Source organism: Sphingomonas sp. Leaf67, from assembly GCF_001421965.1.
Classification (GTDB): Bacteria; Pseudomonadota; Alphaproteobacteria; order Sphingomonadales; family Sphingomonadaceae; genus Sphingomonas.
Genome location: NZ_LMLP01000022.1, coordinates 188424 through 213266, shown reverse-complemented (window position 1 = coordinate 213266; position 24843 = coordinate 188424). Strand labels below are relative to the sequence as shown.

Genomic DNA, 24843 nt, shown 5'->3' with positions numbered 1-24843 from the left:
TGCCCCACGCGGCGCTTTGGCCGAAACGGCGGCGACCATGGTAAAGAACGCGACACCGATCCTGCGCCTGCTGACGATCTGGCTGACGGTGCTCGCCGCGCTGCTGGCCCTGTCCGCCCCCGCCCGTGCCGACGACGTGACGGCGGCGGCGCGCGGCGTCGTCCGCGTCGTCGTGATCGCGACCGTCGATGGCGAGATGGTCGATGTCGAACACGGCACCGGCTTCGCTGTGGCGCCCAATCGCATCGTCACCAATGCCCATGTCGTCGAACTGATGGAACGCTATCCCGGCGACACCGTCGTCGGCGTGGTTCCGTCCGAAGGCGACCGGTCGTTCGAGGGGCGCGTGGTCCGCATCGACAAGGCGCGCGATCTGGCGCTGATCGAGGTCAGCGGCGTGCGCCTGCCCCCGCTGACCGTCTATACCGGTGGCCTTGGCGAAGGCGATCCGGCCATCGCGCTCGGCTATCCCGGCAATGTCGACCTGGCGACGGCGCGATCGGTCGACGATTTCGTCACGCCGACCTCCCCGGTCCGCTCGCAGGGCGTGTTGTCGGGCAACCGCACGCTGGAGGGCACGGCGGTGCTGGTCCATACCGCCAGCATCGCGCGCGGCAATTCGGGCGGGCCGCTGCTCGACCGGTGCGGCCGGGTGCTCGGCGTCAATTCGGCGCTGACCCGGGGTGAGGAGGGCGACGCCAGCTTCGCCTTCGCCATTGCCGATGGCGAGCTGATCGCGTTCCTGCGCGAGGCGGCACAGCAGGTCGCGACCATCGCCACCCCCTGCCTGACGCTCGCCGATGCCGATGCCCGCGACCGCGCCGATGCCGAACGCCAGGGCGTCGAGGACCGCGAGCGCGCCCGCGCCGCCACCGAACGCGCGCGCGAGGAACGCGCGACCGCGCTCGAACAGGCGCGCGCCGCCAATGCCGAACGCCGCGAGAACATGATCGCCGCCGCCGCGCTGCTGCTGGCGCTGTCGGTGCTGGCGGCGGGCGGGGCCGGGCTGTTGCTGACCCGTGGGCAGCCGCGCGCCGCGAAGTTCGCGGCGATCGGCGGCGGCGTGCTGTTCGTCGGTGCGATCGCCACCTTCCTGCTGCGGCCCGATTTCGATCCGGCCTCGATCGCCGCCGCCGACGAATCGGGCAATACCGCCGCGACCCGGATCGCGCCGCTGTCAGGGCCGCTCGAATGCACGCTGGTGCCCGAACGCAGCCGCATCATCCTGTCGCCGGTGGAAACCGTCCGCTTCGGCTGGCGCGCCGATGGCTGCATGAACGGCCGCACCCAATATGCCGAAGCGCCGGGCGGCGGCTGGGAACGGATTCTCGTTCCGAATGAGGACGCCACCGTGTCGGTACTGCGCTTCGATCCCGTCAGCGGCAGCTACACCAACAGCCGCTATCTGCTGTCCGCCGAATCGATGCAGCGCGCCCGCACGCTGCGCGGACAGGTGCAGCAAAAGGCGTGCGCCGCCGACACCGGCGCGCGCGCGGCGCTGGCCACGCAGCAATCGGCGATTCGCACCTCGTTGCCCGCGCAGGTCAACGAACGGCTGGTCTATCGCTGTACGGCAGCGAAATAAGAGAAGGAGTTTTCACGCGAAGGCGCGAAGACGCGAAGGGGTTGCGTTCCGGGCGACGTCGCTCGCGATCGGAAGACATCGCCCTCGGTCGCAACGGGCAATCAAGCCGCTGGCGCGGAATGCCGTCGAAACGAACGCGACCCCTCCGCGTCTTCGCGCCTTCGCGTGAACCCAACTTTCTTCTTGTTGCAGCCCGATAATCCCCCGTTCAGCTTGCGTCCGAATCGCAACCCACCACGGCGCGTCCCGCAAAGCTTGCGAAATAATGACACCGATGCTAGCGGCCCCCACGACCCATCGGGGGCGCGTGGGGCCGGTCAGCGGCGCGACATTGGTTCGCGACGGCGGTTGGGAGTGCGGCCCCCTCACCGGCATGGGATGTTGAATTGACCCCTGACAAGGACGCACGCGTGGAGACATCCGGCGGAACTACTGGCGGCGGAACGATCCAGGCGAGCCTGGGTGGCCGCTATGCAACCGCGCTGTTTGGCCTCGCTCAGCAGCAGGGCCAGCTCGACGCGGTCGAATCGAGCCTGAAGACGCTGTCGACGGGCATCGCCGAATCGAACGATCTCGCCGCGCTGGTGAAAAGCCCGCTGATCGGTCGCGCCGACGCGGCGCGCGCCATCGCCGCGCTGGCACCGGTGCTCGGCCTCGACCCGCTGACCGCCAATTTCCTCGGCGTGCTCGCGCAGAATCGTCGTCTGGGCGACCTGCCTGCGATCATTCGTGCGTTTCGCGAACTGGCGGCACGCAGCCGCGGTGAAACCAATGCAGAGGTCGTTTCGGCACATCCGCTGGACGATTCGCAGGTCGATGCACTGCGTCAGCAGCTGCGCCACCGGATCGGTCGCGACGTCGCGATCGACCTGAAGGTCGACTCAACGCTTTTGGGCGGTCTGATCGTCAAGATCGGCAGCCAGATGATCGACAGCTCGATCAAGACCCGACTGAACACGCTCGCGCACGCGATGAAAGGCTGAACATGGATATCCGCGCCGCAGAAATTTCGAAGGTCATCCGCGACCAGATCGCCAATTTCGGCACCGAAGCGCAGGTTTCGGAAGTCGGCCAGGTGCTGTCGGTGGGTGACGGCATCGCCCGCATCCACGGGCTCGACAACGTCCAGGCGGGCGAAATGGTCGAGTTCGGCGGCGGCATCCAGGGCATGGCGCTGAACCTCGAAGCCGACAATGTCGGCGTCGTGATCTTCGGGTCGGACTCGTCGATCAAGGAAGGCGACACCGTCAAGCGCACCGGCACCATCGTCGACGTTCCCGTCGGCAAGGGTCTGCTCGGTCGCGTCGTCGACGGTCTCGGCAACCCGATCGACGGCAAGGGCCCGATCGTGTCCGACCGTCGCGCCCGCGTCGATGTGAAGGCACCGGGCATCATCCCGCGCCAGTCGGTCAGCGAGCCGATGCAGTCGGGCCTGAAGGCGATCGACGCCCTCGTCCCCGTCGGCCGTGGCCAGCGCGAGCTGATCATCGGCGATCGTCAGACCGGCAAGTCGGCGGTCGCGATCGACACCTTCATCAACCAGAAGACCGCGAATGCGGGCGATGACGAGAGCAAGAAGCTCTATTGCGTCTATGTCGCCGTCGGCCAGAAGCGTTCGACCGTCGCCCAGCTGGTGCGCACGCTCGAAGAAAACGGCGCGATGGAATATTCGATCGTGGTCGCTGCGACCGCGTCGGACCCCGCCCCGCTGCAGTATCTGGCACCGTACACCGGCACCGCGATGGGCGAATATTTCCGCGACAACGCGATGCACGCGCTGATCGTGTTCGACGATCTGTCGAAGCAGGCCGTCGCCTATCGCCAGATGTCGCTGCTGCTGCGCCGTCCGCCGGGCCGCGAAGCCTATCCGGGCGACGTGTTCTATCTGCACAGCCGTCTGCTCGAACGCGCCGCCAAGATGTCGGACGCCAATGGCGGCGGCTCGCTGACCGCGCTGCCGATCATCGAAACCCAGGCGGGTGACGTGTCGGCCTATATCCCGACCAACGTGATCTCGATCACCGATGGTCAGATCTTCCTCGAAACCGACCTGTTCTTCGCCGGCATCCGCCCCGCGATCAACGTCGGCCTCTCGGTCAGCCGCGTCGGTTCCGCCGCGCAGACCAAGGCGATGAAGAAGGTCGCGGGCAGCATCAAGCTGGAACTGGCGCAGTATCGCGAAATGGCGGCCTTCGCGCAGTTCGGGTCGGACCTCGACGCGTCGACGCAGAAGCTGCTGAACCGCGGTGCGCGCCTGACCGAGTTGCTCAAGCAGGCACAGTTCTCGCCGATGCCGTTCGAGGAACAGGTCGCGTCGATCTTCGCCGGGACGCAGGGCTATCTCGACACCGTTCCGGTGAACGACGTAACCCGCTACGAGCAGGCGATGCTCGCCGATCTCCGTGCCAACCATGCGGGCGTCCTCACCAAGATCCGCGACACCAAGGATCTGGGCGACGAGGCGAAGTCGGGGCTGAAGGCCGCGCTCGACCAGTTCGCCAAGAACTTCGCGTAACTATCAAAGCCCTCTCCCCTTCAGGGGAGAGGGTTGGGAGAGGGGAAGAGCGGGACGCCCGAAGTTGGCACTCCCCTCTCCCCGACCCCCTCCCCTGAAGGGGAGAGGGAGTAGGGAAAACAGATGGCAAGCCTCAAGGCCCTAAAGCTCCGCATCGGCTCGGTGAAGTCGACGCAGAAGATCACCAAGGCGATGAAGATGGTCGCCGCCGCCAAGCTGCGCCGTGCGCAGGAAGCGGCCGAGGCCGGTCGTCCCTATGCGAGCCGCGTCGAACAGGTCGTCGCCAGCCTCGCCTCGACGGTACAGGTCACCGAAGGCAGCTCGCCGCTGCTCGCCGGCACCGGCAGCGATCAGGTGCATCTGTTCGTCGTCGCGACCTCGGACAAGGGGCTGGCCGGTGCGTTCAACTCGAACATCGCCCGCATGGCGCGCCGCCGCGCGCTGGAGCTTCAGGAACAGGGCAAGACCGTGAAGTTCCTGACGATCGGCCGCAAGGGTCGCGCCGTGCTGGCGCGCCAGTTCCGCGACGGCTTCGTCCATTCGGTCGAACCGGGCGATCTCGGCAAGCTGACCTTCGCCGATGCGAAGGGCTATGCCGACGACCTGATCCGCCGCTTCCATGCGGGCGAATTCGACGTCGCGCACCTGTTCTATGCAACCTTCAAAACGGTACTGACGCAGGAACCCACGGAACAGCAACTGATTCCGGTCAAGATCCCAACCCCCGCCGTGGCAACTTCGCAACCTTCCGCCGACGCGGTGGTCGAGTACGAGCCGAGCGAGGAAGCGATCCTCGACAATCTGTTGCCCACGAATATCGCGGTGCAGATCTATCGTGCGATGAAGGAAAACGCGGCGTCGGAACAGGGTTCGAAGATGACGGCGATGGACAACGCTACGCGCAACGCGGGCGATCTCATCAACCGCTTGACCATCGAATATAACCGCACCCGCCAGGCCGCGATCACGACCGAACTGGTCGAAATCATCTCGGGTGCCGAAGCGCTGTGATTTTCTCGATTGCCTTGGCGCTCGTGGTACCTTCGACGGCATGGACTGCCGCGCAAGGACCGACGATGTCGACGGTACCGTCGGATACATCATCAAAGACGGCAGTCCTGAACGTCGCGCTTGATGTAGACACGAACGGCAAGGCAGATAAGTGTAACGTTGAATCCAGCACGGCGTCTCCGGAAATTGATGCAGCGGTCTGCCGAAATCTGCTTGCGAAGGCTAACTTCAACCCCAAATTGGACGAGAACGGTAAGCCTGTTCGTTGGGTGTTTAAGCGGCGCGTGACTTTTCAGATTAAAGACTGACGGCTTGGAGGACTAGATGATGGCAACCGCTGCATACACCTACGCCCCTCTGGGCAGCACCAACCATGCCGGCCGGATCAGCCCGATCATCGGCACCGAAGCGCTGTGATCCGTCCCGCCGTCCTGCTGGCGCTCGTCGCCATGCTGGCCGGCTGCGGTCAGCCTGCTGCCGACAAGGCGGCGGACAAGCCGCGCGTGACGCCGACGCCCTTCGTCACCGGCGGCTGGGCGACGGTGTTCGGCGATGCGCCGAAAACGATCGACCTGCTGAACGGCATGGGCTTCCGCCTGTCGCCGTACGAGCAGGCCGGCGGTGCCTTCATCGCCAACGCGATGCCGACGCCGATGGCCGATCCGTCGATCAAGCCCGTCAATACCGCGAACCTTTACGTCCGTGGTGACGCCTGGCGGATCGATCGGCTGCAGTTCACCCTCGACATCGTGAACCTCGATTCCAGCCCCTTTTCGAAGGACCAGTTCGTCCGCTGGATCGACCGTCCGCTTGCCAGCCTCGGCCTTCCCGGCCGTGACGAGGTGAAGCGTGGCATCAGGACCGAAAGCCCGGTCAAGGGCAGCCTGTCCGGTGCCGATTACCAGATTACCCGTGAAAAGATCGACGGCGGCCGCCGTCTGATCGTAGACTTTACCCGCCCCGCGCCACAGGCGGGCAGCAGCAGCGAACCGAGGAAGCAGTGATGGCAACCGCCGCAGACACCTACGCCCCCCAGGGCAGCACCAACCATACCGGCCGGATCAGCCAGGTCATCGGCGCGGTCGTCGACGTGACGTTCGACGGCGAACTGCCGTCCATCCTGTCGGCGCTCGAAACCGACAATAACGGCAACCGGCTGGTCCTCGAAGTCGCGCAGCATCTGGGCGAGAGCACCGTCCGCACGATCGCGATGGACGCGACCGAAGGTCTGACCCGTGGTCAGGCGGTGCGCGACACCGGATCGCAGATCCGCGTGCCGGTCGGCCCCAAGACGCTCGGCCGCATCCTGAACGTCGTCGGCGAGCCGATCGACGAGCGCGGGCCGGTCGGTGCCGAAACCACCGCGCCGATCCACGCAGCGGCCCCGCTGTTCGTCGACCAATCGACCGAGAGCGCGATCCTCGTTACCGGCATCAAGGTCATCGACCTGTTGGCACCCTATGCGAAGGGCGGCAAGATCGGCCTGTTCGGGGGCGCAGGCGTCGGCAAGACCGTGCTGATCCAGGAACTGATCAACAACATCGCCAAGGGCCATGGCGGCACGTCGGTGTTCGCGGGCGTCGGTGAGCGGACCCGCGAGGGCAACGATCTCTACCACGAATTCCTCGACGCGGGCGTCATCGCCAAGGATGCCGACGGCAATCCGACCAGCGAGGGTTCGAAGGTCGCGCTGGTCTATGGCCAGATGAACGAGCCGCCGGGCGCGCGTGCCCGCGTCGCGCTGTCGGGCCTGACGATCGCCGAATATTTCCGCGACGTCGAAGGGCAGGACGTGCTGTTCTTCGTCGACAACATCTTCCGCTTCACCCAAGCGGGTTCGGAAGTGTCGGCACTGCTCGGCCGCATCCCGTCGGCGGTGGGCTATCAGCCGACGCTGTCGACCGACATGGGCGCGCTGCAGGAACGCATCACCTCGACCAACAAGGGCTCGATCACCTCGGTGCAGGCGATCTACGTCCCCGCCGACGATCTGACCGATCCGGCCCCAGCAACCTCGTTCGCCCACTTGGACGCGACGACCGTGCTCAACCGCGCGATCTCGGAACTCGGCATCTATCCGGCGGTCGATCCGCTCGATTCGACCAGCCGCGTTCTGGAGCCGCGTACCGTCGGTCAGGAGCATTACGACACGGCGCGCGCCGTGCAGTCGCTGCTCCAGCGCTACAAGTCGCTGCAGGATATCATCGCCATCCTCGGCATGGACGAGCTGAGCGAAGAGGATAAGGTCACGGTCGCCCGCGCCCGCAAGATCCAGAAGTTCCTCAGCCAGCCGTTCCACGTTGCCGAAGTGTTCACCGGCATCAGCGGCAAGTTCGTCGCGCTGGAAGACACGGTGAAGTCGTTCAAGGCAGTCGTCGAAGGGGAATATGACCACCTGCCGGAAAGCGCCTTCTACATGGTCGGCGGCATCGACGAAGTCGTCGCCAAGGCCCAGAAGATGGCGCAGGACGCGTAATTCCATCTCCCTCTCCTCGCGTGCGGGGAGAGGGTCGGGGAGAGGGGCAGTCGGAACCTCTCGGCCGAACCCCCCTCTCCCCCTGCCCTCTCCCCTGAAGGGGAGAGGGAGTGAGGTTTTGAAAATGCTGCACTTCGAACTCGTGACCCCCGAAAAGCTGGTGCGGTCGGAATCGGTCTACATGGTCACGGTTCCGGGAACCGAAGGCGACTTCGGTGTGCTGGAAGGCCACGCGCCGTTCATGTCGACGATCCGCGATGGCGACGTCCTGATCCAGCGCACCGAAAAGGGCGAGGCAGAGCGCATCGCGATCCGCGGCGGCTTTGCCGAGGTGAATTCCAAGGGTCTGACGATCCTCGCCGAACAGGCCGGCTGATCGCGCTCACAATGCGTTGAACGAAACGCCGCGTCGGACCGAGGTCCGGCGCGGCGTTTCGCGTTTGGAGCGTTCACCAATCGAGGGTCACCCCGGACTCGATCCGGGACCGCGCTTCTACTGCACGGTGAAGGAAATGCGTATTGGGCAGCTATCTCTGTCCCATCGGCAGTAGCTATCCATGCGGATGCGCGTTCCGGTATACGTCCAACAGATGGGCGGCATCGACCGCCGTATAGATTTGCGTCGAGGACAGGCTGGCATGGCCCAGCAGCGCCTGTAGCGATCGGAGGTCCGCGCCACGACCCAGCAGATGCGTGGCAAAGCTGTGGCGCAGCGCGTGGGGCGTCGTGCGGTCGCCGAGGCCGAGCCGCCCGCGCGCGGCCTGCACCGCCCGCCGGACGACCCCGGCAGCCAGCGGCCCGCCCTTTGCCCCCCGGAACAGCGGCGCGTCGCGCGCGGTGCCCCAGGGTTGCTGCGCGACATAGGCCTCGATCGCGGCGCGGACCGGCGGCAGCAGCGGCACGACCCGCGTCTTGTCGCGCTTGCCGGTCACGACGAGCGTCGCGCCCAGCGGCAGGACCGCCCCGGTCAGCGCCAATGCCTCGCCGATGCGCAGTCCAGCACCATAAAGCAGCAGCAACACCGCCCAGTCGCGCGCACCGATCCACGGTTCGGCGGCAAAGTCGGCGACGTCCCCGGCCAGCGCCACCGCGTCGTCGGGCGAGATCGGACGGGGCACGGTCTTGCCGGTGCGCGGCCCGCGCAGGCGCGGTGCTTCAACACCGGCGAAATCGAGAAAGGCCCGCACCGCCGACAATTCGCGTGCGGCGGACGCATTACCCAGCCCGTCTTCGCGGCGACGGGCGAGGAAGGCACGCAGGTCGGCGGCGGTGATGCGGCCCAGTCGCCCGCCATCGACCGCCCCGCCCCAATGGCCTTGCAGGAACGCGATCAGCCGCTCGGCGGTCGCGGCATAGGCACGGACGGTATGCCCGGATCGTCGACGATCCCGCGCCAAGTGCGTCGCGAAGGCCAGCGGCAGGGGCTGCGTCAGGTCGTCCACGCCAGCCCCCGCGTCGATCAGACGATCGTCTGGCCCGACTTGGCCCAGTCGGCCATGAAGCCTTCGATCCCCTTGTCGGTCAGCGGATGCTTGACCAGCGCGCGGATGACCGACGGCGGGGCGGTCATCACGTCCGCACCCATCTTGGCCGATTCGAGGACGTGGATCGGATGGCGGACGCTGGCGACGAGGATCTCGGTCCCGAAATCGTAATTGTCGTAGATCAGGCGGATATCGCTGATGAGCCCCATGCCGTCGAAACCGATATCGTCATGCCGCCCGACGAACGGCGAGACGAAGGTCGCGCCGGCCTTTGCCGCCAGCAGCGCCTGATTGGCGGAGAAGCACAGCGTGACGTTGACCATCGTACCGTCGTCGGTCAGCGCCTTGCAGGTCTTGAGGCCGTCGATGGTGAGCGGCACCTTCACCGCGACGTTATCGGCCAGTTTGCGCAGGATTTCGGCCTCGCGCATCATGCCGGCGTGGTCGAGCGCTACGACCTCCGCCGATACCGGCCCCGGCGTGATCGAACAGATTTCGCGCACGACCTCGAGAAAATCGCGGCCCGATTTGTGGATCAGCGACGGGTTGGTGGTCACACCGTCGAGCAGGCCGGTTTCGGCCAGTTCGCGAATGTCGCTGGTATCGGCGGTGTCGACGAAGAATTTCATGGGACTCGGTTCCTGCGCGGGTCTTGGAAAGATGCCGCCCCATCGCCCATCGGCGCGGCCGGAGCAAGGGCAGGCGGACGTCGACCCTTTTCCTGCGCGCGCCGATCCAGTATCTGCGCGCGCATGACCGCGCCGCAACCCGAATGGGCCCCCCACGCCGCCGTATGGATCGGCTATCCCAGCCACGCCGAACTGTGGCTGGAGGACCTCGACCCCGCCCGGGACGAAGTCGTCGCCTTTGCGAAGGCCGTCCATGCCGAAGGACGCGGTGAGACGGTGATCCTGGTCGCTGCGACCGTGGAAGCGGCCGACGACGCCCGCGCCCGCGCGCCCTTTGCCGAAGTCACGATCGAGGCGTTCGGCGACATCTGGCTGCGCGATACCGGCCCGATCATCGGCGGCGACGGCACCGCGCACCGGTTCGGCTTCAATGGCTGGGGCGGGAAGTACGACCTGCCCGGCGACAGCGACATCGGCCTGCGCCTTGCCCGCGGGCGCGGGCTGACCGTGGCCAATCACGACTGGATCATCGAGGGCGGCGCGATCGACGGCGACGGTACCGGGCTGGTCGTGACGACCGAGCAATGCCTGCTCAACCCCAATCGCAACACCGGTTTCTTCAAGACGGCGGCGGAAGCGCGGCTGCACGACGATCTCGGCTACGACCGGGTATTGTGGCTGGGCGACGGGCTGCTGAACGATCATACCGACGGCCATGTCGACAATCTGGCGCGCTTCGTCGGGCCGAACCGGCTGGCAATCCCGCAGGCGGCCGAGAACGATCCCAACTGGCGCATCTATCAGGATGCGACAGCACGGGCACAGGCGTTCGGCGTCGAGGTAGTGCCGGTCCCCTCCCCCGGCCGCGTGCTGTCGCCCGAGGAGGAGATCATTCCGGGCAGCCACATGAACTTCTATATCGGCAACGCCGTGGTGGTCGTGCCGCTCTACGGCACCGGCACCGATGCCGCCGCCATCGCCGCCTTTGCCGGGATTTTCCCGGATCGCGAGGTCGTGGGGCTACGCGCCGATCACATCCTGACCGGCGGCGGCAGCTTCCACTGCATCAGCCAGCAGATTCCGGCGTAACCCGAAGGACCGCCCCGTCATGACCGAGATCACCGTCGCCGCGCTCCAGCTCGGCTTCTCGACCGATATCGACCGCAACATCGCCAATGTATCGCGGCTGGTCCGCGAGGCTGCGGCACGGGGTGCTCAGGTCATCCTGCCGCCCGAATTGTTCGAAGGCGAATATTTCTGCCGGGTCGAGGATGAAGGGCTGTTCGCCAACGCCAAGCCGGTCACCGAGCATAAGGCGGTGCTGGCGATGCAGGCGCTGGCCGGCGAGTTGAAGGTGCATATCCCGACCAGCTTCTTCGAAGCCGACGGCCCGCATCATTACAACAGCCTCGCGATGATCGACCCCGATGGTCGCGTGCAGGGCGTGTATCGCAAGAGCCATATCCCCGACGGTCCGGGATATGAGGAGAAATTCTATTTCCGCCCCGGCAATACCGGGTTCAAGGTATGGGACGGGCCGGTCAAGCTGGGCGTCGGCGTCTGCTGGGACCAATGGTATCCCGAAACCGCCCGGGCGCTGATGCTGATGGGCGCGGAAGTGCTGTTCTATCCGACCGCGATCGGCAGCGAACCGCACGACACCAGCCTCGACACCGCGCGGCTGTGGCGGCGGGCGATGGTCGGCCATGCGGTGTCGAACGTGGTACCGGTAGTCGCGGCCAACCGGGTCGGGGTCGAACATGACCAGACGTTCTACGGCACGTCGTTCATTACCGACGAGCGCGGCGACATCCTTGCCGAACTTGATCGCGAGGAAGAGGGGGTCATCACTGCGACGCTCGACCTCGACCGCGTCAAGCGCCACCGCGCCGCCTTCGGTTTCTTCCGCGACCGGCGGCCGGAACTGTACGGGCGATTGGTGCAGGATATTTGAAGTAGCGACCATCGTCATTCCCGCGCAGGCGGGAAGGACGATGGGTCAGTCGGCAAAGTTCGGCGCACGCCGCTCCATGCCGGCACGCACGGCTTCGACCTGATTGGCACTACCGAGCAGCGCGATCTGTTCGGCGCTTTCGGCGGTAAGGATCGTTGCGGCATCCGCGTCGTCGGCGAGGTTGGCGAGGCGCCTGGCGGCACGCACCGCGTCCGGGCTGCGCTCGGCGATCGATCGGGCCAGTGCCTGCGCCGCTGCAAGCGGATCGTCGGACAGCCGCGTCACGAACCCCGCCGCCTGCGCCTCGACCGCGTCGAACTCCCGCGCGGTGAACGCCAGTTCGCGCAGCACGTCGCCCCGCACATCGCGCCACAGCGCGAAGCCGGCCATGTCGGCGACCAGTCCCCATTTCGCCTCCAGGATCGCAAAGCGCGTATCGGGGGCGGCGATCCGGACATCGGCGCCGGCCATGATCTGCAATCCGCCACCTAGTGCCAGCCCATGCACCGCGGCGATCACCGGCATCGACAACGTCCGCCAGCCCCATGCGACCTGCTGCACCCGGTTGGCGATGCCATGCGTCCGCGTCGTCAGGTCGAGGCCCGCCGCGCCCGTCGCCATGCTCGCCATATCCAGCCCGGCGCAAAAGGCGCGCCCCTCGCCCGACAGGATGACGCAGCGCGCCGGGGACGCGCGCAACGTTTCGATCGCGTCGATCAGCGCATCGAACATCGCCGGATCGATCGCATTCATCTTGTCGCCGCGGGTCAGCCGGACGTCGGCAATGCCGTCTGCGATCATCGTCGTCACCCGCATCGGTCCCGCTCCCCAACTTCCCCCTTTTCAATCGACGCGGCGCGCGTAGCATGGGGGCAGCCGGACGATACCGGCGGGGGAGAGGAGAGGAAAGATGCGGCCATTGGTGGTTGGCCGTGGCGCTGCTGGCGGCACCGGCCGTCGCGCAGGACGCGGGCGTCGGCGACGTGTATGGCACCGCGCTCGGCAATGGCTGGGAAAACTGGAGCTGGGCGAAGGTCGAATTGTCGAGCGAGGTACTGGGATCGCAGCGCAAGCCGATCCGGGTCGAGGCTGGGCCGTATCAGGCGCTGTACCTGCACCACGCGCCGTTCGACACCACGGCGTATAAATCGGTGACGATGCTGATCCAGGGCATGGACGGCGGCGCGCAGCAGTTGCGGATCGTCGCGGTGGTCGATGGCAAGCCGCTGGATGCGCAGGCCTATGCGGTGACGTTGCCCGCAAGCGGCTGGAAGAAGATCGAACTGCCGCTGTCGAGGATCGGTGCCGACAAGAAGCAGATCGACGGACTATGGGTACAGAATGCGACCGACAAGGTGGTCGCGCCCTTCTATGTCACGGAGATCGCGCTGCACTGACCCCCGCCGCCGCTTCAACCGACCGCCGAAACCCTCTACACGGGCCGGTGATGACTGGTTTCCCGCCCCCGCTCGGCTTCGACCCGGCCCGCTTCTTTTCGGCGCGGGTCGGTGGGCATGGGTCGCGGCTGGGCATCGGCTATCAGGCGCATGGCGCGGATTGGTGCGAGTTGCTGCTGCCGTTCCGCCCCGACCTGATCGGCGATCCGGCGCGCGGCGTGCTGGCGTCGGGGCCGATCCTGACGCTGATGGACATGGCGACCAGCGTCGGCGTGTGGCTGAAACGCGGGGCGTTCCTGCCGCATGCGACGCTCGACCTGCGGCTCGACTATCTGCGCCCGGCCACACCGGAGCGGACGGTGGTCGGGCGCGGCGAATGTTACCGCGTCGCGCGGCAGGTCGCGTTCGTGCGCGGCATCGCCCATGACGGCGATCCGGGCGACCCGGTCGCGCATGTCGCCGGCACGTTCATGCTGCTGGACGCGGGCTGATGCTGCCACCCTATGCCGACCTGCTCGGGCTGACGCTCGACACCGACGATGCCGGGCAGCCGATCGTCGCGATGGCGTTCGCCGACGACCTGCTCGGTCGACCCGGCTTCGTCCATGGCGGTGCCATCGGCGGCATGCTGGAAATGGCGGCATGGGTGGCGCTGCGCCACGCGCTGGGCGCGGACGAGGCGACGATCAAGCCGATCAACGTCACCATCGACTATATGCGCGGCGGACGCGAACGGACGACATGGGCGGCGGGCAGCGTCACCCGGCTGGGTGCGCGCATCGCCAATGTCGCCGCGACCGCGTGGCAGGACGATCGCGACCGGCCGATCGCGGCGGCGCGGCTGAACTATCTGCTACGGCGCTGAAGCCGCCCCGGATATTTTCAAGACCTGCGATAGTTGTGCGACATTCGGGACGTAGCAGCTGTGCACCGCAACGATGCGGGCACGGTTTCAAAAGGGTTTTGCATGGCGCGGTGGACATTGGCGGTTTTGGCATTGGGGTCGGCACCCGCTGCGCTGGCGGCGCAGAACGCCCCGGTCGCGGGAACCACGCAGGCCCCTGTCGCCCAGACCCCGACCGCGCTGCAACCGGGTGAACCGACCGATCCTGCCGGAGCCGGCGGCACCGAGACCGAAAGCGAAGCCGAAGAGATCGTCGTCACCGGCCGCCCGCCCCCCGGATCGGTGCCGGGCGACATCAAGCCCGAACTGCAACTGTCGCCAGCCGACATCCGCTCCTACGGCGTCAGTTCGGTCGCGGAACTGGTCGCCGAACTCGCGCCGCAGCTGCAATCGGTGCGCGGCGGGGAGCCGGTCTTCCTCGTCAACGGACGGCGTTCGGCGGGTTTTCAGGAAGTCCGCGACCTGCCGACCGAAGCGATCCTGCGCGTCGACATCCTTCCGGAAGAAGTCGCGCTGAAATTCGGCTATCGGTCGGACCAGAAGGTCATCAACTTCGTCCTGCGCCCGCGTTTCCGCAGCTATACCGGCGAATTGCAGGGCAGCGTACCGACCGAAGGCGGATCGAGCAATGTCGAGGCCGAGGCGGGTCTCGTCCGCATCGACCGCGACAAACGCTTCAACCTGAACCTGCAGGCGGAGACGACCAGCAACCTGCTGGAAAGCGAACGCGGCATCATCCCGAACACGTCGGGCACGCCGTACGATCTGATCGGCAACGTGACCGGCACGACCAATGGCGCGGCGATCGATGCGGGGCTGAGCGCACTGGCCGGCACCCCCGTCACCGTCGCGGCAGTGCCGGACGGCGCGCCGACGCTGGCGGGATTTGCCGCCGGAGCCAACACACCGCGCGTCACCGACACCACCCCGTTCCGGACGCTGTCGGGCGCAGTCGACCGCTTCTCCGCCAACGGCGTCTATGCACGCAGCATCTTCGGAAATGTCGCGGCGACGGTGACCGGACGGGTCGAGCACAACCGCACCGAATCGCTGCTCGGCCTGCCCGCCATCTCGCTCACCTTGCCCGGCAACACGCCGCTCTCGCCCTTTGCCAGCACCGTGATCGTTCGGCGTTATGCCGAGGCCAAGCCGCTGGTCCAGAATGGCGAGACGACGACCGCCAACGCCGGTTTCGCGTTGAACGGCGATCTCGGCCGGTGGCGCTGGACGGTGAACGGCAATTACGACCGGATCGAAACCAGCACCCGTACCGATCGCGGCGTCGACGTGACCGATATCCAGGCGGCGGTGAGCGCGGGCACATTCAGCCCGTTCGGCGATCTCGGCAACCTGATCCGCACCGCCGATCGCGCGAAATCGGTCTCCAGCATCGCCGGCATCAATGGCCTCGTCGCCGGATCGCCCTTCTCGCTGCCCGCCGGTGATGCCAGCACCAGCATCCGCATCGCCGGCACGACCAGCGATTTCAGCAGCGATTCGGTGCGCGCCGGGGTGGCGAGTGCCGCCGATCTCGGCCGCGACAGCGGGTCGGTGCGTGCCAATATCGACCTGCCGATCGCCAATGCCTCGCGCGACGTCCTGTCCGCGCTCGGCCGCCTGTCGCTGAACGCCAATGCCGAGGTCGAGCAGCTGTCGGACTTCGGGACGCTGACCTCGTACGGCTACGGCCTCAACTGGCAACCGATCACCGCGCTGCGCGTGCTGGCATCGGTCAGCCACGAACAGAATGCGCCGTCGCAGCAGCAGCTTGGCAACCCGTTCATCACCACGCCCTTCGTCCGCCGCTTCGACTACGTGCTGGGCCAGACAGTCGACGTCACCGCGATCAGCGGCGGCAACCCCAATCTGGTGCAAAGCGACAGCCGCGTCCTGAAACTGGGGGTGAACCTGAAGCCGTGGAGCGGGCGCGATATCTCATTCCAGTTCGATTATACCAACAATCACACCGACAACCCGATCCGCACCTTCCCGACGATCACCGCCGAGATTCAGGACGCTTTTCCCGATCGCTTCACCCGGGATCCGGCAAGCGGCGTCCTGACCCGCGTCGATGGACGCCCGGTCAATTTCGCGCGCGCCGACAGCAGCGTGCTGCGCTACGGCGTCAACTTCGCCAAGCGGATCACCACCGCCCGATCGCGCGCGGCCGAGGCCGAGCGGCGCGCCTTCATGGAACGGCGTCGGGCCGAGCGCGAGGCGGCGGAGGCCGCCGGTGCGCCACCGCCACCGCCCGGTGCCGGCGAAGGACGCGGGCCGGGCGGCGGTGGTCCGGGTGGCGCCGGACGTGGCTTTGGCGGCCCCGGCGGGTTCGGCGGCGGCGGCGGTGGCGGGCGCGGTGGTTTCGGTGGCGGCGGCGGTGGCCGGCTGTGGTTCGGCGTCTATCATAGCGTGAACCTGACCGACACGATCGTGATCCGGTCCGGCTTGCCCGAACTCGATCTGCTGAACGGGTCGGCGGTCGACGACAATGGCGGCACCCCGCGCCACCAGATCGATTTCAACGGCGGCTATGTCCGCGACGGGCTGGGCGCGCGGGTGACCGTCAACTGGCAGTCGGGGACCGAGGTCAATGGCGGCGCCAGCGGCACCGGCCAGACGCTCGATTTCGGCGGTCTCGCGCGGGTCGGGCTGCGGTCATGGATCGAACTGGGCCAGCAACCCGGACTGGTCCGCGACAATCGCTGGCTGCGCGGTGCGCGGATCAGCATCGGCGTCGACAATCTGTTCAATGCGCGCCAGCGGGTGACCGACGCCAACGGCGTGGTGCCGATCAACTATCAGCCCGGCTATCTCGATGCGACCGGGCGCGTCGTGCGGCTGACCTTCCGCAAGCTGTTCTTCTGATCCGCCCGATCAATGCGCCTCCGAACGCTCCCCTTCGGCGTGTTCGACGCCGGGGCGTGGGACATCGGCCCGCGCGGGGGCGTCGCTGTCGGTGCTGGCCATGCGACGCCCCCCGAATCCGGCCGTCTCCTGATAGAGCAGCGTGATCGCGACGCGGCGGTTGCGCGGGTCATAGGGGTCCTTGGCGACCATCGGCTCGCGATCGGCCACGCCCTCGATCCGTTCGAAGCGGCGTTCGCCGACCCCGGACATGGCAAGGCGGCGACGCGTCGCTTCGGCCCGGCCCGATGACAGCATCCAGTTGTTCATCGTCTCGCGCCGGCCATAGGCGATCGAATCGGTATGCCCCCGGATCATGATGGTGTTGGGCAAATCCTTTACCGTCTCGGCGATCAACGCCATCAGCTTCGACGCTTCGGGGGCGAGCGCGGTGGTGCCCAGCGAGAACATCGAATAATCGGCATTGTCGACCAGATCGATCCGTACGCCGTCACGCGTCGGCACGACCCGGACATTGTTGGCGAGCTTGCGCAGTTCGAGGCTGGCTTGCAGCTTCTGTTTCAGTTCGCGCTTCACCTTGTCGAACGCCTTGCGATCGGCCTCGGCCATTTCGGCCTTGTTCTTCAGCCGGCCTTTTTCGCCCGAACCGGCCTTTTCGCCGCCATTGGCATCGACCGGGATGGTCAGCGACCGCGTGCCCGTCTGCGCGGCGCGGTGCGGATAGCTGTCCTTGTCGACGATCGATTCGCCGCCGAACAGCCCGTTCGATCCCGCCGCACCGGCCTTCACCGTGACCAGCGAGGGGGTGAAGTAATCGGCCAGTCCCTTGCGCTGCTTCTCGGTCGTGGCACCGAGCAGCCACATCAGCAGGAAGAACGCCATCATCGCCGTCACGAAGTCGGCATAGGCGACCTTCCACGCACCGCCGTGATGGCCGCTATGGCCCTCGGCGATGATCTTCTTGACGATGATGACGGGGGGCGGCTGATTGTTGCCGTGGGGTGCCTTCGCCATGGGATCAGCGTCCGCGCAGGCCGTCGAAGACTTCGGCGAAACCGGGCTGGTTGTGGTGCGGGATGCCCGAACGCGCCGCTTCGATCACCAGCGGCTGTGGATGGCCGTGGAGCGAGGCGATGATGATCTGCTTGACGGTGTGATAGATGGCGGCATCGGCGTCGATCACCTGCTGCAACCGGCCCGCAAGCGGTCCGACCAGACCGTAGGCGAGCAGAATGCCGAGGAAGGTACCGACCAGCGCCGACCCGATCATGCCGCCCAGGACCGACGGCGGCTTGTCGATCGATCCCATCGTCTTGACCACGCCGAGCACCGCCGCGACGATGCCCAATGCCGGGAGAGCGTCGGCAAGACCCTGCAGCGTCGCCTGCGGCCCCTGTTCCTCGTGGTGATGGGTCTTGATGGCGTTATCCATGACCTCCTCGACCGCATGCACGTCGAGCGTACCCGACGACACGACGACGAGGCGCAGCGTATCGGCGATCAGGTTGACCAGCGTATGGTCCTTCACCAGCCGGGGATATTCACCGAACACCGACGACGATTTCGGGTCCTCGACATGAGGTTCGAGCGCGATCGGTCCTTCGGCGCGCAGCATCTTCATCAGCTTCGACACCAGGAAGATCGCGTCGAGATAATCCTGCTTCTTGTACTTCGGGCCTTTCATGACCTTCATGAAGCCGCCGCCCATGCCCTTCAGCTCGCGACCCGAATTGCCGATGATCAGCGCGCCCACCGCCGCGCCGCCGATGATGAGCATTTCGTGCGGCAGGGCGTGCAGCACGGGTCCAAGATCGCCACCGGTGAAGGCGAACCCGCCGAACACCATGACGAGAAGGACGACGAAGCCGATGGCCGGAAACATATGGCGCTTGCCCCTGGGTTACGATCCGTTGCGCCGCTGTCTGCGTCGCATCACCCGTCCCTTGTGGCCGATAGACGTCGAGAAATCGTTACCACCCGACAATTTACCGTCGGGCGAGGTTCATTGCCGTCACTTTAGATAGTTGAACAGCGACATGCCCGCCAACTTGGAAATGCTGGCCTGCGTTGCGCTGAGAATCGTCAACGTCTTCTGAAACTCGACCATCGTCGTCGAAATGTCGGTATCCTCAAGCGCGCTGCGCGCTTCCTCACGGTCGATGCCGATATTCTCCAGTTGGCTCGATTCGATCTCCAGTCGCGCCGCCCGCGCGCCGTTGGCGGCACGTGCCGCCGTCACCTGTGCCTCGGCCGTATCCAGCTTGCCCAGCGCGGTGCTGATCTTCGCCGAATAGGCTTTGCGGGCGGCGTCGACGTCGAATACCGGGGCGTCCGGGTCGACCGGCACCGCCGGATCGAGCACCGGCTTGTCGGTCGGCATCTCCATCGCCGTCTTCAGATCGTCGATCAACGCAAAGATGTCGACACCGCCATTGGCCCCGCTGAACACCCGGCTGCCATCGATGCCGACCTGCATCTCGCTCGCCTCGCCGATGCGGACGTTCGCGACCGATGCGTTGCCGGTATAGGTGATCGCGCCGGTCGTCGCGTCCTTGGCAAAGGCCACGTCGCCGGTCCCGCCGAACACCGGATGATTGCGCACGTCGCGGCCGTTGGCGATCGCCAGCAGGCCGTCGCGAATCTGGTCGAGTTCGGCGGCGATCGCCACCTTGTCCTTGGCATTCAGCGTATCGCTGCCCGCGCGAACGGTCAGTTCGCGAACGCGCACCAGCCGTTCGTCGGCGTTGCCCAGCGCCGTGTCGGCCTGCGCCAACAATCCGCGCGACAAGGTGATGTTGGAACGGAAAGCGTTCGAGTCCGCCTCGTCCTTCTTGATCCCGCCCAGCATCATCCACGCCGCCGAATCCTGCGACGCGACTTTCAGATGCTTCTGCGTTGACAATTCGGTGTTGAGCCGGTTGAGGTCGCCGTTCAGCCGCGTCATCTGGTTCGTGGCGCGATTGTAGAAATTGGCGGTGGAGATTTGCATCGGTCGTCCTATCGGATCGCGAACAGCGTATCGAACGTTTCGCGCGCGACCTGGATTACGCGGCTCGACGCCTGATAGGCCTGCTGGAAACGCATCAGGTTCACCGCTTCCTGGTCAAGGTTCACGCCCGCCGCCGAATCGCGCGCGTCGACCGCCGAATCGCGGATCGCACCCTGTGCCTCGGCAATGGTCTTGCGCGCGTTCAGTGCCGACCCGTTGCTCGATTGCAGTGCGACCACCCGCTGTTCGAACAGGCCGTTGCGGCGGGCGTCGAACAGCTTCGACAGGTTGCCGCTGTCGCGCGGTCCCTGCCCCGCCGTTGCCGCCGCGATCTTGGCCGGGTCGCCCATGCTGCGGGTCACGCGCCCGGTCGGTTCCATCGCGAACATCGGCGCACCGGCAGCGCCGTTCAAATCCTCGCCGCTGGCGAGCGCGCCGTTGACGTCCATGACAAAATCGGTGGCGACATCGACCACCTCCTTGCGCATGTCGCTGATCCGCTTGGCGCCGTCGACCATGCCGGCCAGCGCGCCGCCGCGCGGGATCAAAATGCTTTCGGTGCCGCCACGCATGGTCGTGAACACCGGCGCGCCGTCTTCGTCGCGTTCGAACCGGACCGTCGACGCCTCGATCCCGTGGACCATCAGCGGGCCATCCGCGCCGCCCGCCCGCACCGTTACCCGACCGGTCGTATCGAACTTGACGTCGATGTCGGTCATCTCGCTCATCTCGTCGAGCATCAGGTCGCGCTGATCGAGCAGCTGCGCCTCGCCCGTCGATCCCTTCGAAACCCGCGACAGACCGTCGTTGATCCGGGCCAGCACTGCCGCATTGTTGCTGAGCTTGCTGACCGCGTTATCGGCATTGAGGTCGAGATAGCTGGCCGTTTCGTCGAGCGCGCCGATCGTGCCCGAAAACGCCTGCGCGACGCTTTCCGCCGATTCCAGCATCGACCGCCGCGACGCATCGGCCGACGGGTCGGCGGACAGCGCGGTGGCGCTGTTGAAGAAGGCAGTCATGCGATCGGTCAGCGCGCGGCTGGTCAGCGCATCCTCGATCCGGGCCATCCACACGATGCCGCCATCGCTGCGTGACACGTCGGAGGTCGACTGGCGCACTTCCTGCGACCGGAAGACGTCGGCGGCCCGCGCGACGCCGGTAACGGTCACCCCGCTGCCAGAAATCTGCCGCGACGAACCCACGCCGATTTCGGCAAGCGACGTCGTCCGCCGAACATACCCGGTGGTGCCGGCGTTCGCGATATTGTCCGACGTCGTGGTCAGCGACGATTGATACGCCCTGACCCCGCTTGCCCCGATCGACAGCAGGTCGCTCATCCGCTCTTCCCTTCACCCGAAGTAACGACCGAATCGGTCCGGGCTTGAGCGGGATTATTGGCATCGGCCACGTTAACCATCTGTGACCGGGCCAGAAACTCGGTCATCGCCTTGCCGATTCCCAGCGGGGTCGTGACCGACATGTTTTCGGCGACCTTCTGGTCCCACATGTCGCGGAACTGGCCGGCGGCCTTGTTGTCGAACAGCGTGTCGGCCAGCTTCGCCTGCCGCATCGATTTCAGCATCATGCCGGTGAAGACCGATTCGAACCGCTGTCCGGCCGCCTTCAGATTGTCCTTGTTGCCGATGCGGGTGGTGTCGACCCCGACGCCGGTCGTCGCGCCGATCACGCTCACAGGACCACCAGCTCCGCCTTCAGCGCACCCGCTTCCTTCAGTGCCTCGAGGATCGCGACCAGATCGGCGGGCGATGCGCCGATCGCGTTGATCGCCTTCACGACATCGGCCAGCTTGGGACCGGGCGCGAGCACGAACATCGGCTTGACCTCCTGCTCGACCGTGACGCCGCTCTTCTGTTCGACGGCGGTCTGGCCTTGGCTCAACGGGGCGGGTTGGCTGACGCGCTGGTTTTCGTCGATCTTCACGGTCAGCTTGCCGTGCGTCACCGCCGAGGGCGCGACCCGCACCGCCGAGTTGATGACGACCGTACCGGTGCGGGCGTTGACGATGACGCGCGCGGCGGTCTCGGCCGATTCGACCGGGATATTCTCGACCTCGCTCATCAGCATCGCGCGGGTGTCGGCACCGGGTGCGGCCCGCAGCGCGACCGACACCGCATCGATCGCGGTCGCGGTGCCCGCGCCGAAGCGCCGGTTGATCGCACCCGCGACATTCTGCGCAGTGGTGAAATCGGCCTGCGCCAGATTGAAGGTCAGCGTGGGGGCGGTCGCAAAGCCGGTGTCGACCATGCGCTCGACCGTCGCCCCTTCGGGAATACGGCCGGTCGACGGGATGTTGACGACGATCTTCGATCCGTCGGCACCCTCGGCACCCAGACCGCCGACCGCGAGATTGCCCTGCGCCATGGCGTAAATTTGACCATCGGCACCCAGCAGCGGGGTCATGATCAGCGCACCGCCGCGCAACGACTTCGCCTTGCCCATCGAGGCAACCGTCACGTCGAGCCGCTGGCCAGGCTTGGCGAAGGGCGGCAGTTCGGCGGTGATCAGCACGACGGCCGCGTTCTTCATCCCCGGATTGGCGCCGGGCGGCAGTTGCAGTCCCATGCGCGAGGCGATCGCCTTCACCGACTGCACGGTATATTCGAGATTGTCGTCGCCGGTGCCGGGCAGGCCAACGACGATACCGTAGCCGGTAAGCTGGTTCGACCGGATGCCCTGAAAACGGCCAAGGTCCTTGACCCGCTCCGCCGAGGCGGGCGCGATCATCAGGAGGGCGGCGAAAATGGCGAGCAGGAAGCGCATGGACAGTCCTAGAACGGGCTGACGACCTGGAAGAAGCGGCTGAGCCACCCCTGCCGGCTGGCGCGGGCGACATCGCCCTTGCCGGTGTAGGAAATGCGGGCATCGGCCACGCGGGTCGACGGCACGCGGTTGTTCGCATCGACATCGGCGATGCGGACGATCCCCTTGATCGCGACGACCTCATCCCCGCGGCTCAGCGTCACCCGCTTCTGCCCCTGCACCAGCATCGTACCGTTGGGATAGACTTCGGCGACGGTGACCGACAATTCGCCCGACAGCGCGTTGGTCTGATCCGACGATCCGGTACCGCCGAAATTGCGGCCGCCCGATGCCTTGGCGATATTGGGGTCGAACGACAGCGGCCCGACCGAGGGTGGCGTGATCGAGAAACCGCCATTGCTGTCGAGCTTCGATCCGGCCGATTTCGACGCGCTGGTGCGCTCGACGAGACTGATGGTCAGCGGATCGCCGACCTTGCGCGCGCGCCATCCCTCGTACAGCGCGGCATAGCCCTGCTCGACCTGAAAGATGGCGCCGGTCGCGACGACCGGAACGAGCGGCGCGGCGGGCGGGGTGGCGGCGTAGGATTCGCGCGGCAATTTCCTGCCGAACAGGGGGCGGGCATCTGCCGGCATTGCCGCCAGCACCACCATGGCGAGCGCGACGGCGCGCGCGGCGTCAGATGTTCTGATTGACATATTTCAGCATCTCGTCGGTGGCCGAGATCATCTTCGAATTGACCTCATAGGCGCGCTGCGTCTCGATCATGTCGACGAGTTCCTCGACGACGTTGACGTTCGAACTTTCGAGCATCCCCTGCCGGATGCGTCCGCGACCCTCGAGGCCGGCGACCCCTAGCTGCGCCGCGCCCGACGCTCCCGTTTCGGTCAGGAAATTGTCCCCGGCCGGTTGCAACCCGGCGGGATTGGCGAAGGTCGCGACCTGAATCTGCCCGACGGGGGTCGCTTCGGTCTGGTTGGGGATGGTCGCGCTGACGGTGCCGTCACCGCCGATCGTGATCGACGTCGCGCCCTCGGGTAGGGTGATGCCGGGCATCACCTGATGTCCGTCGGTGGTGACCAGCAACCCTTCGGCGGAGCGCGTGAAATTGCCGGCGCGGGTATAGCCGATCTGGCCGCCGGGCAGCTGCACCTGAAAGAAGCCGTCGCCTTCCAGTGCGACGTCCAGCGCGTTGCCGGTCGTGGCGAGCGAGCCCTGCGTCTGGATGCTCGCGGTCCCCTGCACGCGGACACCGGTGCCGAGGTTCAGGCCGGTGGCGTAGCGCGATTCCTGCGTCGAGGCGGCGCCCTGCGCGGTGATGATCTGGTAGCTCATCGCCTCGAACGACGCGCGGTCGCGCTTGAACCCGGTCGTGTTGACGTTCGCCAGGTTGTTCGAGATGACGCGCATCCGCGTATCCTGGGCATCCAGCCCGGTGCGCGCGATATGCAGTGCTGCATTGGCCATGTCGTATTCCCCTTAACTCTGGACGCGCATCAGGTTGGCGGAGGCTTCATCCATTTCCTTCGCCTGCTTCAGCATGCCGGCCTGCACTTCGTAGGACCGCTGGTTCTCGATCATGTCGACCAGCGCCTGCGTCATGTTGACGTTCGATTGTTCGAGCGCGCCGCCGCGGACCTTGGCGGTCATGTCGCCGGGCAGGGTGCCGCCGCCACGGACGTGCAGCAGATTGTCGATGCCCTTGACCGTGTCGCTGCCGGCGGTGCTGACCAGCTTGATCTGGCCGACTTCCTGATCGGGCGTACCGGGCGGCGCGCCCTGCGGCACGATCATCACGCGACCATCGGCGGTGATGTTGATCGACTGGCTGGGCGGCACGGTGATCGGACCGCCCACCCCCATGACCGGCAAGCGATCGCCGGTCTCCAGCGTGCCGGCGGCAGTAACCTGCAGGTCGCCGCGGCGGGTATAGGCTTCGGTGCCGTCCGGCCCCTGCACCGCCATCCACGCATCGCCCTCGACCGCGACGTCGAGCGAACGACCGGTGGCGAGGATCGCCCCCGCCCGCCGGTCCATGTCGCGCACCTCCTCCGACGAAGGCGAGCGCGATTCGAGTTCGCCGTTCTTGCCCTTGAGCAACAACTGTTCGAAATCGACCTTGTCGGCACGATAGCCGATCGTCGACCCGTTCGCGATGTTGTTCGCGATCGTGGCCTGCGACGCCATGTGTCCGCGCAATCCCGACATCGCGGTGTAGACCAGCCGGTCCATCGAAGCCTCCGTGTTATGACC

The 24843-nt window shown here is 66.4% G+C and carries 26 protein-coding genes; 14 read left to right on the top strand and 12 right to left on the bottom strand.

Annotated features, from left to right (window positions below; genetic code table 11):
• Positions 1–37: 37 nt before the first annotated feature.
• From ASE90_RS15710 to ASE90_RS15680, 8 genes are all read left to right on the top strand, one after another.
• Positions 38–1585, top strand: a complete 1548-nt coding sequence (locus tag ASE90_RS15710) for a S1C family serine protease (RefSeq protein WP_056003066.1) — start codon at positions 38–40, stop codon at positions 1583–1585.
• Between the two features lie 410 nt (positions 1586–1995).
• Positions 1996–2568, top strand: a complete 573-nt coding sequence (locus ASE90_RS15705; RefSeq protein WP_056002873.1) for a F0F1 ATP synthase subunit delta — start codon at positions 1996–1998, stop codon at positions 2566–2568.
• A gap of 2 nt (positions 2569–2570) precedes the next feature.
• On the top strand, positions 2571–4100 hold the full coding sequence (atpA, locus tag ASE90_RS15700) for a F0F1 ATP synthase subunit alpha (protein WP_056002870.1): 1530 nt from the start codon (positions 2571–2573) through the stop codon (positions 4098–4100).
• A 123-nt stretch (positions 4101–4223) separates the two neighbouring features.
• Positions 4224–5111: a F0F1 ATP synthase subunit gamma gene (locus ASE90_RS15695; protein ID WP_056002867.1), complete on the top strand. Its 888-nt coding sequence runs from the start codon at positions 4224–4226 to the stop codon at positions 5109–5111.
• Between the two features lie 65 nt (positions 5112–5176).
• Positions 5177–5419 (top strand): energy transducer TonB, encoded by a 243-nt coding sequence (locus ASE90_RS19370; RefSeq protein ID WP_156361620.1) that lies wholly within the window; start codon positions 5177–5179, stop codon positions 5417–5419.
• Between the two features lie 105 nt (positions 5420–5524).
• A complete protein-coding gene (locus ASE90_RS15690; RefSeq protein ID WP_056002863.1) occupies positions 5525–6115 on the top strand; it encodes a hypothetical protein in 591 nt (196 codons plus the stop codon).
• Positions 6115–7587 carry a F0F1 ATP synthase subunit beta gene (atpD, locus tag ASE90_RS15685; RefSeq protein ID WP_056002859.1) on the top strand — a complete coding sequence of 491 codons (1473 nt, stop codon included), beginning with the start codon at positions 6115–6117 and terminating at the stop codon, positions 7585–7587. Before ASE90_RS15690 ends, atpD begins: the two co-directional genes overlap by 1 nt.
• 124 nt (positions 7588–7711) lie before the next feature.
• Positions 7712–7963: an ATP synthase F1 subunit epsilon gene (locus ASE90_RS15680; protein WP_056002855.1), complete on the top strand. Its 252-nt coding sequence runs from the start codon at positions 7712–7714 to the stop codon at positions 7961–7963.
• A 175-nt stretch (positions 7964–8138) separates the two neighbouring features.
• Here the strand turns inward: ASE90_RS15680 and ASE90_RS15675 are convergent, their stop codons facing one another.
• Positions 8139–9020 carry a tyrosine recombinase XerC gene (locus ASE90_RS15675; protein WP_056003064.1) on the bottom strand — a complete coding sequence of 294 codons (882 nt, stop codon included), beginning with the start codon at positions 9018–9020 and terminating at the stop codon, positions 8139–8141.
• Positions 9021–9046: 26 nt separating this feature from the next.
• On the bottom strand, positions 9047–9700 hold the full coding sequence (gene fsa / locus ASE90_RS15670) for a fructose-6-phosphate aldolase (RefSeq protein WP_056002852.1): 654 nt from the start codon (positions 9698–9700) through the stop codon (positions 9047–9049).
• A gap of 123 nt (positions 9701–9823) precedes the next feature.
• Here fsa and ASE90_RS15665 point away from each other — a divergent pair, with 123 nt between their 5' ends.
• Positions 9824–10789 carry an agmatine deiminase family protein gene (locus tag ASE90_RS15665; RefSeq protein ID WP_056002849.1) on the top strand — a complete coding sequence of 322 codons (966 nt, stop codon included), beginning with the start codon at positions 9824–9826 and terminating at the stop codon, positions 10787–10789.
• A 19-nt stretch (positions 10790–10808) separates the two neighbouring features.
• Complete coding sequence (aguB, locus tag ASE90_RS15660) at positions 10809–11654, top strand: N-carbamoylputrescine amidase (RefSeq protein WP_056002846.1); 846 nt, start codon at positions 10809–10811, stop codon at positions 11652–11654.
• 45 nt (positions 11655–11699) lie between these two features.
• On the opposite strand, the gene ASE90_RS15655 is transcribed toward aguB, so the two are convergent.
• Entirely contained in the window at positions 11700–12470 is a 771-nt protein-coding gene (locus ASE90_RS15655; RefSeq protein WP_056002843.1) for a crotonase/enoyl-CoA hydratase family protein, read from the bottom strand.
• Between the two features lie 116 nt (positions 12471–12586).
• Between ASE90_RS15655 and ASE90_RS15650 the strand changes: the two genes are divergently transcribed.
• The 4 genes from ASE90_RS15650 to ASE90_RS15635 all read left to right on the top strand — a co-directional run bounded on the left by ASE90_RS15650 (position 12587) and on the right by ASE90_RS15635 (position 16820).
• Positions 12587–13051, top strand: a complete 465-nt coding sequence (locus ASE90_RS15650; protein WP_156361619.1) for a hypothetical protein — start codon at positions 12587–12589, stop codon at positions 13049–13051.
• A gap of 50 nt (positions 13052–13101) precedes the next feature.
• Positions 13102–13542: a PaaI family thioesterase gene (locus tag ASE90_RS15645; RefSeq protein WP_056002836.1), complete on the top strand. Its 441-nt coding sequence runs from the start codon at positions 13102–13104 to the stop codon at positions 13540–13542.
• Positions 13542–13916: a PaaI family thioesterase gene (locus ASE90_RS15640; RefSeq protein ID WP_056002834.1), complete on the top strand. Its 375-nt coding sequence runs from the start codon at positions 13542–13544 to the stop codon at positions 13914–13916. Before ASE90_RS15645 ends, ASE90_RS15640 begins: the two co-directional genes overlap by 1 nt.
• A 102-nt stretch (positions 13917–14018) precedes the next feature.
• A complete protein-coding gene (locus tag ASE90_RS15635; protein ID WP_156361618.1) occupies positions 14019–16820 on the top strand; it encodes a TonB-dependent receptor in 2802 nt (933 codons plus the stop codon).
• Between the two features lie 9 nt (positions 16821–16829).
• Here ASE90_RS15635 and ASE90_RS15630 read toward each other — a convergent pair whose 3' ends face one another.
• From ASE90_RS15630 to ASE90_RS15590, 9 genes are all read right to left on the bottom strand, one after another.
• Positions 16830–17834: a flagellar motor protein MotB gene (locus ASE90_RS15630; RefSeq protein WP_082449866.1), complete on the bottom strand. Its 1005-nt coding sequence runs from the start codon at positions 17832–17834 to the stop codon at positions 16830–16832.
• Positions 17835–17838: 4 nt separating this feature from the next.
• Complete coding sequence (motA, locus tag ASE90_RS15625) at positions 17839–18702, bottom strand: flagellar motor stator protein MotA (protein ID WP_056002828.1); 864 nt, start codon at positions 18700–18702, stop codon at positions 17839–17841.
• Positions 18703–18831: 129 nt separating this feature from the next.
• Positions 18832–19809: a flagellin gene (locus ASE90_RS15620; RefSeq protein ID WP_056002825.1), complete on the bottom strand. Its 978-nt coding sequence runs from the start codon at positions 19807–19809 to the stop codon at positions 18832–18834.
• An 8-nt stretch (positions 19810–19817) separates the two neighbouring features.
• The gene (gene flgK / locus ASE90_RS15615; RefSeq protein WP_056002822.1) at positions 19818–21146 is read right to left on the bottom strand and encodes a flagellar hook-associated protein FlgK; all 1329 of its coding nucleotides are present in this window, start codon (positions 21144–21146) and stop codon (positions 19818–19820) included.
• Positions 21143–21502, bottom strand: coding sequence for a rod-binding protein (locus tag ASE90_RS15610; protein ID WP_056002819.1), 360 nt, complete (start codon positions 21500–21502; stop codon positions 21143–21145). Before ASE90_RS15610 ends, flgK begins: the two co-directional genes overlap by 4 nt.
• Positions 21499–22590 (bottom strand): flagellar basal body P-ring protein FlgI, encoded by a 1092-nt coding sequence (locus ASE90_RS15605; RefSeq protein WP_056002816.1) that lies wholly within the window; start codon positions 22588–22590, stop codon positions 21499–21501. The genes ASE90_RS15610 and ASE90_RS15605 overlap by 4 nt, the downstream gene beginning before the upstream one ends.
• An 8-nt stretch (positions 22591–22598) precedes the next feature.
• Entirely contained in the window at positions 22599–23288 is a 690-nt protein-coding gene (locus ASE90_RS15600; RefSeq protein WP_056002812.1) for a flagellar basal body L-ring protein FlgH, read from the bottom strand.
• Positions 23269–24057: a flagellar basal-body rod protein FlgG gene (gene flgG, locus ASE90_RS15595; protein ID WP_056002810.1), complete on the bottom strand. Its 789-nt coding sequence runs from the start codon at positions 24055–24057 to the stop codon at positions 23269–23271. The genes ASE90_RS15600 and flgG overlap by 20 nt, the downstream gene beginning before the upstream one ends.
• Positions 24058–24069: 12 nt before the next feature.
• Positions 24070–24822, bottom strand: a complete 753-nt coding sequence (locus ASE90_RS15590) for a flagellar basal body rod protein FlgF (protein WP_056002808.1) — start codon at positions 24820–24822, stop codon at positions 24070–24072.
• Positions 24823–24843 lie beyond the last annotated feature (21 nt).